The organism is Duodenibacillus massiliensis (assembly GCF_900128485.1).
GTDB classification, from domain to species: Bacteria; Pseudomonadota; Gammaproteobacteria; order Burkholderiales; family Burkholderiaceae_F; genus Duodenibacillus; species Duodenibacillus massiliensis.
The window spans coordinates 599077-611601 of the sequence record NZ_LT635861.1; the positions used below are offsets into that span (position 1 = coordinate 599077).

A 12525-nucleotide genomic window follows, 5' to 3' on the forward strand; every position below is an offset into this window, starting at 1 on the left:
AAAAAGGACATAAAAAATGAGAGCAACGCATTCTCTGAAGATTCTGGCTTTTGTAACGCTTGCCGCGGCCGGCTCTGCCGCGCTTGCTCAGCTTCCTGAAGGTGTGCAGACGGGCCGTAACGGTACGGAAGTGATGCTTACCGGTCAGGCAACGCTCACACAGACAAACAACGAAGCCGTCGTGAATCTCTACTGCACGGAAATCGGTGCTGATGCGGCTGACGTTGCGCGCAAGGTGATTGAAGCTACGAACACGGGGCTCACCGAACTCAAAAAACTTGGCCTCGATGCCCGTTATGAAACGACGCAGCTCTCAAGCTGGCCGCACTACAGCGACACCGTAAAGACGGCGCGCACAAAGACTGCTGCCCCGAAGATCACCGGCTGGCAGGTCCGTCAGAACGTGCAGATCACCGTCAAGGACGCGGAAAGCGCCGCCAAGATCGCTCAGGCAGCACAGAAGTACTTTGCCTTTGAAAGTGTGAATTTCTCCCTGAGCCGCGAAGCGCAGGAAGCTATGCAGGGGACGCTCACCCGTATGGCGATTGAAAACGCCGCCAAAAAAGCTGTGGAAGCGGCCAAAGCGCTCGGCAAGACCGCCTCTGACGTGAGGATTGAAAGTCTCTCCTTTAACGGTAGCGGCAACTACTATGCGCCCCGGATGCTCAGGGCCAGTGCCGTGATGGACGCCGCAGCCGGTAAGGCAAGCGCTGCACTCCCGGTTTTTGAAGCCGGTGATACGTCGGTGACGATGACGGTGCAGGCAAAGGCCGTTATCCGTTAATCACTGTTTTTCCACATTCGCGCGGGCGCGGCGACGGGCTGACAAAACGGCCTCGACCTGCGCCTGTTCTTTTTCAAGGCGCCGGGCGTTGAGTGACTGTGCTGTCACCGCTACCACAATGATGACGCCGCCAAAAATTTCAATCCACGTCATGGTGACTCCGAGCAGCATGACCGACAAAACCACGGCTACGAGCGGTTCGGCACTTGTGAGCATCGAGGCAATTGCAGGCGAAATGTAGCGGGTGCTTGCAAGAAACGCCGTAAGCGCAATGACGGTCCCCACGATCACAATAAAGGCAAAGCAAAGCGAGGACTCCCAGGTCCACTGTGCGTGAGAGGTCCAGGGCGGATTGATAAAGCAGGCAATAACGCCGCCGATAAAAATCCCCCAGCTCACAACGGGTGTTGTGCCTCCGACGCGCGCCATGACGCGTTTGGGTTGCAGCGTATAGATGATAAAGGTGATGATCGCGGCAAGCGACCACAGGCACCCGGTGAGGGAGAGATGAACCGAGCTTAAGTCCCCCTTGGTGACAAGAAGCGTTACGCCCACCACGGCGCAGAGCATGCAGCCCATCTCAAAGACCCGCACACGTCTGTGGGCAAAAAGCGCGAGGTAGAGCACCACGAATAAGGGCGTCATCGACTGGAAAATGGTCGCGGTGCCGGCGTTAAGGTAAAAAATCGCGAGGAAAAACGTGAGTTGCGACACTCCGATCATGATGCCGCAAAGCGTGATGTCAAAGGCGTCGCGCTTATTTTGCATGGGAGCAAGAGCAGCTTTTCCGCGCTGCAGAAACAGCAGAATCAGAAGAATGCTTCCGGCACAAAGAAGCCTGAGACTCACAAGGCCCCAGGGTGTAAAAGAAAAGTGCTGCAGGACGTTTTGGCCCGCAACACCCATCGCGCCCCAGGCGCTTGCACCGAGTAACGCCAGCAAAATACCTTTGGTGGAATTGGATAACTGCATTCCTGCACCGTCTGCCTTAACGAAAACGGGCGGATGATATTACGAAGGGCGGCAGCGAAAGTCCGGCGGCGTTGATCTGAGGAAAACGTCCGTCAGATCGGTGACATGTTTTTCATGGCCTTTGCAATCTGCGCGTCTTCGGGCGTCAGATAACGGCTTGTGGTGCCGATTGAGGCGTGGCCCATCGCGTTTTGCACGACGTTGATGTCCATGGTGCGCAAGGCACAGGAGGCAAAGGTGTGACGCAGCCAGTGGGTCGAGGCGGCCCGGAGTTTGGCGGCGTCTGCGGGACTTTTGTCTTCAGCGGCAAGCGCAGCGCCCTCAAAGAAATTTTCCAGTGCCCTGTACAGCCCCGAGCGCGAAATCGCGGTAAGGCTTGCGGGGTCCTTTTTTCGCCCGATCCCGAGACTGGCGACAAGCGCTGTTTTGGGATCGGCTTTTAAAACCGGGGGGAGGTCTCTGAGGCTGAAGTAGAGATTGATGGCGTCAAGCGCTTCGCTGCTTACGGGCAGCCGCCTTACCTTGTCGCCCTTGCCGACGATTTCGATCACGAGAAGATCATCGTCGCCGATTCGCCGCGTCACGAGCCACCCGGCTTGGGCGTGAATGATTTCAGAGGCGCGCATCCCGAGGCCCTTACCGAGACAGAGCACCACGCGGATGCGGGCGGAAGCGAGGTTTTCCGGAAGGCTGTCCAAGTACTCGAGCACGTCTTCCCACTGGGATTCAGACAGCGACCTGTCGGCAAAATCGCGCGGGGCACCTTCGCCCGGAAGAAGCCTCACTTTGCCTGAGACCTGATCAAAGGGGTTGTACTGCAGATAGCCGGTTTTGACGAGAAAACTGAAGAGAAGCCGGATCACGGTCAGGCTTGTTTTGCGGCTTGTGGCGGTTAAGGGGCCGTTATAGGGCCGCCATGCCGGCGACGTTCTTGCGGCATTTTTCGGGCCGATCCAAAGTGCCTGAGGTTCTTTCCAGAGTTGCTGCCAGACGGCCGGATCCGTGCGCCCGAGGCCTTCAAGCCACCGGGGAAAAAGGGCGGCGTCTTTGGCGGTGATGGAACTTAAGGCAAGTCCCCGCTCAAGCGTGCACCAGAGAATAAAGCGCTCGGCTTCCTTGCGGTACTGCGCGCGGGTGTTGGGATTGACGGCGCGTGCCGCGAGCCATTGGTTCACGGCCTCAAGGTCGTTGCCGGCCTCAAGCATCCCGCCGCGACCGACGCGGTTGGTGCCGAGGCGGCCCGAGAGGTCGCCCGCAAGCTGCATTTCTTCCATCGGCCGGACAGCAAGAGCACAGTCTGAAGCCGGTTCCCGGGTTTTAAGCGATTCAGGTGCTTCGCCCGGCGGATAAAAGCGCGCGGTGATTTCTCCGAGGCCCGGAACAGCGCTCTTCATCCAGTCAATGAGTGCCACGGCGTCTTCGCGTGAGAGTCCCTGCAGCTGCCGGTACCAGTTGCCGCCCACGTTGGCGGCACACTCGTAGAGATCTTCCGGGGTGAGCAGCCCGAATTCGGTCAGTGGCGCCGCCACACGATGCGCGAGATCCGCGGGCAACACGTCAGCCAGGGCTGCCGTTTCGATGTCATCGTCCAAAACCTCAATACCGGCCATGATCTGCATGTCTTTGGCCCGCGGACTGATGAAAAATCAAAGCCCGCGCGCGTTAAAATTGAAACCTTTGCATCACGGACCGCAACGGTCCGTATCCAAACAACAAACAAGTCTAATTGTAGGTGGGAGAAGAACGTGTCGCTTGCTGCATTTGATCTGACGCTTGAAGGCGCACTGCATCAGGGTACGACCTCAGAAGACAGTGCCGTCTCCAGAACCATTATCGGCATGGACCGGCTGCTCACCAATGCAACCCGTGCGCTCTACGGCTACCTTGTGGATCCGGAAGTGGATGTGCGCCGCAAGGATAAGGCGGGGGCCTATGAGATCGATCTCGGGTTCAGGAGTAACTTCGGCATGGCCCGCCGTGCGTGGCTCTCCGGTCAGAGCCGGTACGAAAATCCGCAGCCCGCGGCCGTGATGCGGGCTTTGGGGTGGTATCAGAAGGATCTGGCAGAACCCGGTGAAGCCGAAGTGGAAGAGGGTACGCAGACCGGGCTTGTGCCGCTTTTACTGGCCATGGACGGGCGCGAACCCGACCGCATTGACCTCGTGGGTGACAAAGTTGACATTGAAGCGGGCGATCAGCTCTGGCATATCACGAACGACGCCTACCGCCTCTGGCGTCACATTGAAGTGCGCAGGGGCCTTGCCGAGATCGCCAAGGCTCTGGCTTCCGCGGAAGTCTCCCGCATGATCATTACGGACCGCAATGAGAACGCCGAACTCTGCAGGCTTGATGCCCGCGCAGTCTCGGCCCTTGCCATGCCTGAGCCGCGTGACGTGCTTTTGGTCGATGAAACCCGCACGATGGCTCTTGCGCTTGCCGCGCCCGTTTTCTGCAATGACCGCTTCTGGACGTTCGTGGACGGTGCTCAGACAATCAGGGCCCGTATGTGCGACAAGGCCTTCTTAAACATCATCGATAACGGCGTGTTTGCTCTGAAGCCCGGTGAAATTCTGGTCGTCAACATGCATGTCACGACCGTGCAGACTCCCGAGGGCCTTAAGAGTACGTATGACATCGTGCGTGTGGTCGATCACCGCAAGCCCGGCCGTCACCTGCCGATGCCCGGCATCTAGTCTGCTTTAAATCCGGGAAATCACGTGAAAAACCGTATCCGCGTACTGGCTGTCGTTGTTGTTCTGCTTTTTATCGGTGTTTACGGCGCCGTTAAAGCTGACTTTGCCATCAGCCGCAGCACCGCGCCCGCGCAGGCGCCCGACGCCGTGGAAAACATCGCTCCGTTTCTGGATCCGGCGCTCACCAAAAGCATTGAGCGCGCCACCGTCAAAATCGTGTCCGGAGAAAACGGAGACGGTGAGCGCGAAGGTATGCCCACTTATGCCTTTTCCGCACCGATGCGCGTGGGCATCATTACCGAAGCGCAGCTCGTGGACCGCGGCGAAATGGTGCGTTCCACCCTTGAGCAGCTTTATCACACCTTCGGGCGCGACAATGTGGAGGTTCTGAGTTACGGTAAAAAAGATCTGCAGGAAGAACTGCAGTCCGGGCGTCTGGATTTTGTGCTTGCCGATTCCGCGTTTTACAGCGAAATGGAAGCGCTTGCGGGATTAAAGGGCCTGGCAAGTCTCTGGTCCACTGAAACGAGTGATCCCAAGGAAAGTATCGGCGCGGTCTATTTCACCCGCACCGACACCGATATTCTCACCGTGGAACAGATGAAGGGGCGCCCCGTGGCGGCGACATCTCCGGTGAGTTTTGAAGGCACCCTCGTGCCGCGGCGCGATCTGCTGCAAAGAGGCCTTGTGCCCAACGTCCTTTTAAAGGGCGTGGTTTATTACGGCATCAATCCCTTAAACGTGGTGGAAGCGGTGCTTGAGCGCAAGACCGCGGATGTGGGGATACTGCCCGCGTGCGCGCTGGAACATCTGGCCTCCGAGCGCGGCATTCATCCGGACAATCTGCGCTATCTCGGACTGAGAAAAGGCGGGCCCCTGATGTGCGCACGCAGCACCGAGCTTTACCCGAGCTGGTACTTTGCCGTGACGCCCGGAACCGACCCGCAGCTCACCAAGGCCGTGAGCGCGTCGCTTTACGTGATGCCGGGGTTCGGTAAGGGAAGCGACTGGGGCTTTCCCGTTTCCAACCGCGCCGTGCACGATCTCTTTTTCGATCTCAAGATCGGCCCCTACGAGCACCTGGCGCGCTGGAGCTTTGAGCGCTTTGTGCGGGAGCAGACGAGCTTTTTCTTCGCTTTGGTTTTGGGGGTTGTCTTTATTCTCTGCTACGCGTTTCTCGTCTCCGTAATGGTGCGCCTCAGGACGCGCCAGCTCAGGGAAGCGATGGCTGACAGAAGCCGCATCGAAAAGCAGGCCGCGGCCAGCCGCGACCATATCGCCAACCTTGAGCGCACCGGTATCGTCGGGCAGATGTCCACAATGATTGCCCACGAATTGAAGCAACCCCTGGGCGCGATCACGAACTTTGCGAACGGCCTTTTGCGCCGTGCCAAGCGCGGGGCGCTTGATCCGCAGATGCTTACCGAAGTGCTCGAGGAAATCGTGGAACAGGGCACACGTGCAAGCGAAATCGTCAACCGCGTGCGCGCTTACGCCAAGCACCAGAATCCGGAACTCAAGGTTTCGGACATGAGTATCTGCATTGAGCGCGCGATTGAAACGTTCCGCAGAAGTAAACGCACAGACGCCCCGATCCGAAAGGCCGTGCATCCTTATCTCTGGGCTGAGATCGACAACTGGGAAATTGAGCTCGCGCTCTTAAACCTTCTTAAAAACGCAGCTGATGCGCTCGAGGGGCGGCCCGACGCTGAAATCACGGTGCGCGTCTACGCCGAAGACAAGTACTGGCGCATTGAGGTGAAGGATAACGGGGCCTTAATAACGCAGCATGATGTCGATAAGTTCATGCAGCCGCTCGTTACGAGTAAATCAACGGGGCTCGGCCTGGGGCTTTCGATCATCGGCAGCATCGCCGAGCGCCATCACGGGCGCCTTGTTGCCACGCCCAACCCCAAGGGCGGCATGACCTTTGCCCTGGACATTCCGCGCGCGGAGATGCCCGAACATACCGCGATGTAACTGCTAGCGGCCGGCGATATTCCAGAAAACGCCGGCTGCGAGCAGCCAGAAGAGCACGGCGCTTGTGCGGTTCAGAATTATGTAAAAGATCTTTCCCTTCATACGCCGTCCGGCAAAGGCGGCCGTGTAGCTGTAGAGCACATGCACGGCCCAGACGAGCACCACAAACAGTCCGATTAAAAGCGTGATGCGCGGCACATAGTCGTCTTCCGATGCTACCCGTAAGCCCGCAAAATTGCGCAGGAAATTACGCTGTAGCGTAAAAGAGCGGGTATTTTGTGTGAGTAACATCAAAACAAGTTGAAAAGCGGGGTTTTCGCAGGTGCTTCACGCAAGTTGCTGCACGGCTTGAAGCGCACTTTTCTTTTGCCTACGATGCCGCGTTACCGAGCTCTTCTGCGGGCTCAGAAACCTATCCTATTGAAACAGGGAGAAACCATGTCAACAATCCTTACCGCACCGGCAAAGTCCGGTGAGAAGCGCCGCCTTCAGCAGGTTTTGGGCGCCGTCATTGCCTTTGCTTTTCTGACGGCATCTTCACATATCGCCGTGCCCGTGGGGCCGGTGCCGATGACGATGCAGACGCTTGCCGTGACGCTCACGGGCGTCTTTCTGGGGCCGCGTCTCGGGGCCGCTGTGACCGCAGCCTGGGTTGCCTGCGGCTTTTCCGGGCTCCCGCTTTTTGCGATGGGTAACGGCGGGCTTGCAGCCATGGTGGGTCCCACGGCCGGATACCTTTACACCTTCCCGGTCGTAGCTTTTGTGACGGGATTTTTGGCCGGTAAAGGCGGATTTCTCCGTACGCTTGCCGCGATGGTTGCGGGTAATGCCCTGTGCCTCGCGCTGGGTACTGCCTGGCTTGCCGCCGTGCTGGCAATGCCCGTAGCCAAGGCCGTTGCCGTGGGTGCTGCGCCCTTTGTCGTGGGCGGACTCTTAAAGAGTGTGCTCGGAGCGCTTATTGTGAAGGCTGCACGCCGCTGATAGGCTGAGCTCAAAAGGTATCAGTCCCGAAAAGGCTGTCCGTACGCGCGGCGGGCGGCTTTTCGGGACTTTCTTTTGTTCCTGCGCAACCATTTGAGATAAACGCCGTATTGACGGGAGGGCGCAGGATCTATAATTTCATACTGTCAAATTTTGAATTCCCGGGCGAGCGGCAGCGCACGTGCGTCTCACGCTTTTTCCGGGGTGTCTGTTTGCCGGCGATCGTCAGATTCTCGTCGGTTTTTTTAAGAGTGCACACACAATGTCTCAAACGATTCTGCAAAGTGTTCCCGTCGGCGAGAAGGTCGGCATCGCTTTTTCGGGCGGTCTCGATACTTCGGCAGCCCTGCGCTGGATGAAGAACAAGGGCGCGTTCCCGTACGCCTACACGGCGAACCTCGGCCAGCCCGATGAGGACGACTACGAATCGATTCCGCGCCGCGCGCTCGAGTACGGTGCCGAGAAGGCGCGCCTGATCGACTGCCGTCCGCAGCTCGTCGCTGAAGGCATTGCGGCCATTCAGTCCGGGGCTTTCCATATCGCCACGGCCGGGATTCCGTACTTCAACACCACGCCGATCGGCCGTGCCGTCACCGGCACGATGCTGGTTGCCGCCATGCGCGACGACGGCGTGAACATCTGGGGCGACGGCTCGACCTATAAGGGCAACGACATCGAACGCTTCTACCGCTACGGTCTTCTCGTCAACCCGAATCTGAAGATCTACAAGCCCTGGCTTGACGTTCAGTTCATTAAGGAACTCGGCGGCCGCGCCGAAATGTCGGCCTTTTTGAATGCTGAAGGTTTCAACTACCGCATGAAGGCCGAGAAGGCCTATTCCACCGACTGCAATATGCTCGGTGCCACGCACGAAGCCAAGGACCTTGAGCACCTCAACAAGTCCATGAAGATCGTTGAACCCATCATGGGCGTGCGCTTCTGGGATGAGTCCGTGAAGATCGATCCGGAAACAGTGACGGTGCGCTTTGAAGAGGGCATGCCCGTTGCGTTAAACGGCAAGGAATTCAAGAATGCCGTCGAACTCATGATGGAAGCCAACCGTATCGGCGGCCGTCACGGCCTCGGCATGAGCGATCAGATCGAAAACCGCATTATTGAAGCCAAGAGCCGCGGCATCTACGAAGCCCCGGGGATGGCGCTTCTTTACATTGCCTACGAGCGTCTCTTGTCGGGCATTCATAACGAAGACACCATCGAGCAGTACCACATCAACGGCCGCAAGCTCGGGCGTCTCCTGTATCAGGGCCGCTGGTTTGACAGCCAGGCCATCATGCTGCGTGAAAGCGCGATGCGCTGGGTTGCGCGTCCGATTACGGGCGAAGTCGACCTTGAACTGCGCCGCGGCAATGACTTCACGATCCTTGATACGCGTTCTCCGAACCTCACCTATGAACCGTCGCGTCTGACGATGGAAAAGGGTGACTCGATGTTTACGGCCGTGGACCGTATCGGTCAGCTCACGATGCGTAACCTCGACATCACCGATACGCGCGCCAAGCTGCAGACCTACGCCAAGACCGGGCTGCTCACGGGCGGTGAAGGCTCTGTGGTTCCGATGTTGACGGGCCGTAAGGAGAAGTAACGCATGGTAAGGGTGCTGCAGAGCCGCGATCGGGAAGCTCTGCAGTGTCCGGCAGTAAATGTAAACAATTCTCGGTCACCAAAACGCTCCTTCGTTGACGGCGGGTGTTTCTGTTCAGTCAGAACGCTCCGCGTGACGGAGGAGTTTTTTATTGTTTGTTTTAACGGCGGAGGCAACGCTCGAAGGCGCCTTCGTAGGCAATGACTGATATCAAGAATCCGGCCGGGCAGGAGACGCAGGTTTTGACTGCAGCCCCGAATTCCGAATCAACGGGAGATCTGAATCTCAAGGGGAAGGAAACACTTCAGGAATACTCTGGTCACGACACCGGTGACGCAGACTACAACCACGCCTCGCAGGGGGTGCGCTTCAGTGTGCTGGGCCTCGCGGTTGTTTTGACGCTCGGTTTTTCCGTAGTTGAGTTAATCGGTGGCCTCTGGGCGAATTCACTGGCCCTCGTGGGTGACGCAGGGCACATGGTCACCGATTCCGCAAGCCTCTTGTTTGCCCTCGTTGCAAACATCATTTCCCGCAAGGGCGTGGACTACAACCACAGTTTCGGTCACGGGCGCATTGAGGTGCTTGCGGCCTTTGTGAACGGCATCGCGATGCTTGCTGTGGTCGTCTGGATTTTTGTGGAGGCCCTTGACCGCATCCAGAATCCGCCGCCCATTGCCGGTGGTTCGGTCATGATCGTTGCCGTGATCGGTCTGCTGATCAATATTGCGGTGGCCTGGTCTTTGTCGCGCGATCAGAAAAACGTTAATACGCGCGCGGCCTTCGTGCATGTGTTGGGTGACCTTTTGGGGTCTGTGGCGGCAATCACGTCGGGCGCTCTGATTTATTTCGGGGGCGACAGATTTGCACTGGCTGACCCGATTCTCTCCTTTGTCGTTTGTTTCCTCGTGCTGCATGCGACCTGGGGCGTCTTTAAGGACACGACGCGCGTGTTGACGGACGCCGTTCCCGAAGGGGTGAATTATCAGGACGTGGGCGACGCGCTCATGAGCGTTAAGGGTGTCGTGGAAGTGCACGATCTGCACGTCTGGACGATGGCTCCGGAACATTCCGCCGTGATGGCGCATCTGCATCTGGAACCCAACTGTGACTGGCCTTTGGCATTAACCGAAGCCCGGGAGCTCATCCGCGAACGTTTTGCGATTGATCACATCACGCTGCAGCCGGAAAACGCCGATATGGAACGGCAGTGCCGCTGGCGGCCCAAAGACGGCTGCCGCTTCTGCTGCAGCCGGCCGGAAAACAGCGACTGCCCGCATCGGCGCGCTTCGTAGTCATCGGAAAGATATATAAAAACGGACGGCCCGGAAGCGTTTTCCTTTCGGGCCGTCCGTTTTTTAGAACTGAGGTCAGCAGAATTTATCCGCGCAGCCGCCGGGCTTTGCCGGGCAGCCCCGCCATCCAGGGGTAGGCGGCTTCATGTTCACGCCGGAAGGCTTCAATGGCTGCCTTGTCTTTCATCGTCGCTTCGAGCATGTCAAGGCCCTCAAGCAGCATCATCTTGTGGCGTTCCGCAACCGTAAAGGGGACCGTCAGGCCGCCAGCCGCGGAAATGGTCTGCGCGGGCAGATCAATTTTGAGTGAAACCGGCACGGCGTCCGAGAGGACGCTTAAAAGTTGCGCCGCATCCTCAGGCGTTACTTTGGCCGCAAGCAGTCCGTTATTAAAGCAGTTGGAATAGAAGATTTCACCGAATCCGGCGGCCACGACCGCGCGGATTCCGAACTGCATAAGCCCCCAGACCGCATGCTCGCGGCTTGAGCCGCAGCCGAAGTTCGGGCCGGCGACAAGAATTTCCGTTTTTTCAAAGCCCGGCTTATTAAAGACACAATCCGGATTAGGCCGACCGTTGCCGTCAAAGCGCAGGTTATAGAGCAACCCCTGCGCAAGGCCCGATTTGTCGATTCCGTGCAGAAACTGCTTGGGCATGAGCTGATCGGTGTCGATATTGTCGGCGGGAAGCGGTGCGGCTACGGCCGTGAGCGTTGTAAATTTTTCCATGGCGTTAGTCCTCACAGGCGTTTTAACGTTCTCGGATCGGTAAGCACACCGGTCACGGCTGCGGCAGCCGCGGCCGCGGGACTCACAAGGTGCGTGCGGGCGCCCCGCCCCTGGCGGCCCTCAAAGTTCCGGTTGGTGGTGGAGGCGCAGCGCACGCCGGCCTCCAGTATGTCGCCGTTCATCGCAAGGCACAGCGTGCAGCCGCTCTTGCGCCATTCAAAGCCGGCGGCCTTAAAGATGTCGGCTAAACCCTCGCGTTCGGCCTGACGGCGCACGCGCATGGAACCGGGCATCACCTGGGCGCGTACGCCCGGCGCCACGTGACGGCCCCTAAGAACGGCAGCGGCTTCCCGAAGGTCCGAAATGCGGCCGTTGGTGCAGGAGCCGATAAAAACATGCTGCACGGGGGTGCCGGCAGGAGCCTGTCCGGCGGTAAGTCCCTGATAGGCAAGTCCGCGGCGGGCAGCCGCCTGCGCCACGGGATCGGCGAAGCTCTCGGGTGCGGGAATCGCTTCGTCAAAGTGCACGGCCTGATCGGGGCTCGTGCCCCAGGTCACCATGGGAGCAACTTCTGAGGCATCAAGCGTGACTTCTTTATCAAAGTGCGCGCCGGCGTCCGTTGTGAGCGTTGCAGCGTAGTCTGACATGGCTTTGAACTCATCTTCGGTCATGCCGACTGCATGGCCTTTGACCCAGGCCAGCGCTTTCGTGTCCGGTGCAATCAGTGCCCCGCGGGCACCGGCTTCCACCGTGAGGTTACAAAGCGTCATGCGCTCTTCAACGGTGAGCGCGTCAACGGCACTGCCGCAGTATTCAACGACCATCCCCAGGGCGCCGCGCGCGGAGATTTTGCGCAAAACCGTGAGCACGAGATCTTTGGCGGTTGACCCCTCGGGCAGTTTTCCGGTAAGCGTGATGCGCATCGTGCCCGCCGTGCGGTAGACAAGCGTTTGCGTTGCGAGAATATGTTCGATTTCCGACGTTCCGATCCCGAAACCCAGGGCACCTAAGGCACCGTGCGTTGTGGTGTGGCTGTCGCCGCAGATCACGACCATCCCCGGGCGCACGAGTCCCTGCTCATCCATTACGACGTGCTCAACACCCTGATCCGGATCGTCGGGGCCGTAAAAGGCGTCAATACCGAAACGGCGGCAGTTGGCTTGAAGCGTCTCGGCCTGAATGCGGCTTTTCTCATCGTAAATGCGGCGCGGTGACTCATCGATGCTCGGAAGGATGTGGTCGACCACACACAGATGCGCGTCAGGTACCGGGACAGTGAGTCCCCTGTCAACGAGCCCGGCAAAAGCCTGGGGCGACGTGTATTCATTGGCGAAGTGCACATCGCAGTAAAGAAGCACGGTGGCGGCGTCGATACGTTTGACGGTGTGCGCAGCGACGATTTTTTCGTAGAGCGTCTTGGGCACGGGTTGTCTCCTGGAGGTTCATGTTTTTTTGTGAGTATAGGCCCGGGCCATAAGCCAAACCGTTGCCGG

11 protein-coding genes are annotated in these 12525 nt (G+C 58.6%); 6 read left to right on the forward strand and 5 right to left on the reverse strand.

The window, feature by feature from the left end; genetic code table 11:
* Positions 1-16: 16 nt before the first annotated feature.
* Entirely contained in the window at positions 17-784 is a 768-nt protein-coding gene (locus tag BQ7486_RS10295) for an SIMPL domain-containing protein (RefSeq protein WP_074009937.1), read from the forward strand.
* Here the strand turns inward: BQ7486_RS10295 and BQ7486_RS10300 are convergent, their stop codons facing one another.
* Together BQ7486_RS10300 and BQ7486_RS10305 are read right to left on the reverse strand one after the other, a co-directional pair.
* Positions 785-1756 carry a DMT family transporter gene (locus BQ7486_RS10300; protein ID WP_074009938.1) on the reverse strand — a complete coding sequence of 324 codons (972 nt, stop codon included), beginning with the start codon at positions 1754-1756 and terminating at the stop codon, positions 785-787.
* 92 nt (positions 1757-1848) lie between these two features.
* On the reverse strand, positions 1849-3375 hold the full coding sequence (locus BQ7486_RS10305) for a tyrosine-type recombinase/integrase (RefSeq protein WP_084765903.1): 1527 nt from the start codon (positions 3373-3375) through the stop codon (positions 1849-1851).
* A gap of 126 nt (positions 3376-3501) precedes the next feature.
* Here BQ7486_RS10305 and BQ7486_RS10310 point away from each other — a divergent pair, with 126 nt between their 5' ends.
* Together BQ7486_RS10310 and BQ7486_RS10315 are read left to right on the forward strand one after the other, a co-directional pair.
* Positions 3502-4449, forward strand: a complete 948-nt coding sequence (locus BQ7486_RS10310) for an LAPAL motif-containing putative phage structural protein (protein ID WP_022373815.1) — start codon at positions 3502-3504, stop codon at positions 4447-4449.
* A 24-nt stretch (positions 4450-4473) separates the two neighbouring features.
* Entirely contained in the window at positions 4474-6429 is a 1956-nt protein-coding gene (locus BQ7486_RS10315) for a sensor histidine kinase (RefSeq protein ID WP_022373814.1), read from the forward strand.
* Positions 6430-6432: 3 nt separating this feature from the next.
* Here the strand turns inward: BQ7486_RS10315 and BQ7486_RS10320 are convergent, their stop codons facing one another.
* Positions 6433-6627 carry a hypothetical protein gene (locus BQ7486_RS10320; RefSeq protein ID WP_143183147.1) on the reverse strand — a complete coding sequence of 65 codons (195 nt, stop codon included), beginning with the start codon at positions 6625-6627 and terminating at the stop codon, positions 6433-6435.
* 240 nt (positions 6628-6867) lie between these two features.
* Between BQ7486_RS10320 and BQ7486_RS10325 the strand changes: the two genes are divergently transcribed.
* The 3 genes from BQ7486_RS10325 to BQ7486_RS10335 all read left to right on the forward strand — a co-directional run bounded on the left by BQ7486_RS10325 (position 6868) and on the right by BQ7486_RS10335 (position 10305).
* A complete protein-coding gene (locus tag BQ7486_RS10325) occupies positions 6868-7410 on the forward strand; it encodes a biotin transporter BioY (RefSeq protein WP_022373812.1) in 543 nt (180 codons plus the stop codon).
* Between the two features lie 262 nt (positions 7411-7672).
* The gene (gene argG, locus BQ7486_RS10330) at positions 7673-9013 is read left to right on the forward strand and encodes an argininosuccinate synthase (protein ID WP_074010139.1); all 1341 of its coding nucleotides are present in this window, start codon (positions 7673-7675) and stop codon (positions 9011-9013) included.
* A gap of 200 nt (positions 9014-9213) precedes the next feature.
* Positions 9214-10305, forward strand: a complete 1092-nt coding sequence (locus BQ7486_RS10335) for a cation diffusion facilitator family transporter (protein WP_074009940.1) — start codon at positions 9214-9216, stop codon at positions 10303-10305.
* An 85-nt stretch (positions 10306-10390) separates the two neighbouring features.
* Here BQ7486_RS10335 and leuD read toward each other — a convergent pair whose 3' ends face one another.
* Complete coding sequence (leuD, locus tag BQ7486_RS10340) at positions 10391-11032, reverse strand: 3-isopropylmalate dehydratase small subunit (protein ID WP_074009941.1); 642 nt, start codon at positions 11030-11032, stop codon at positions 10391-10393.
* A gap of 11 nt (positions 11033-11043) precedes the next feature.
* Positions 11044-12456, reverse strand: a complete 1413-nt coding sequence (leuC, locus tag BQ7486_RS10345) for a 3-isopropylmalate dehydratase large subunit (RefSeq protein ID WP_074009942.1) — start codon at positions 12454-12456, stop codon at positions 11044-11046.
* Positions 12457-12525 lie beyond the last annotated feature (69 nt).

Bases quoted from the DNA above. Each gene is read 5' to 3' on its own strand.
- BQ7486_RS10295 (WP_074009937.1), top strand. From the start codon at position 17: ATGAGAGCAACGCATTCTCTGAAGATTCTGGCTTTTGTAACGCTTGCC.
- BQ7486_RS10300 (WP_074009938.1), bottom strand. From the start codon at position 1,756: ATGCAGTTATCCAATTCCACCAAAGGTATTTTGCTGGCGTTACTCGGT.
- BQ7486_RS10305 (WP_084765903.1), bottom strand. From the start codon at position 3,375: ATGCAGATCATGGCCGGTATTGAGGTTTTGGACGATGACATCGAAACG.
- BQ7486_RS10325 (WP_022373812.1), top strand. From the start codon at position 6,868: ATGTCAACAATCCTTACCGCACCGGCAAAGTCCGGTGAGAAGCGCCGC.
- argG (WP_074010139.1), top strand. From the start codon at position 7,673: ATGTCTCAAACGATTCTGCAAAGTGTTCCCGTCGGCGAGAAGGTCGGC.
- BQ7486_RS10335 (WP_074009940.1), top strand. From the start codon at position 9,214: ATGACTGATATCAAGAATCCGGCCGGGCAGGAGACGCAGGTTTTGACT.
- leuD (WP_074009941.1), bottom strand. From the start codon at position 11,032: ATGGAAAAATTTACAACGCTCACGGCCGTAGCCGCACCGCTTCCCGCC.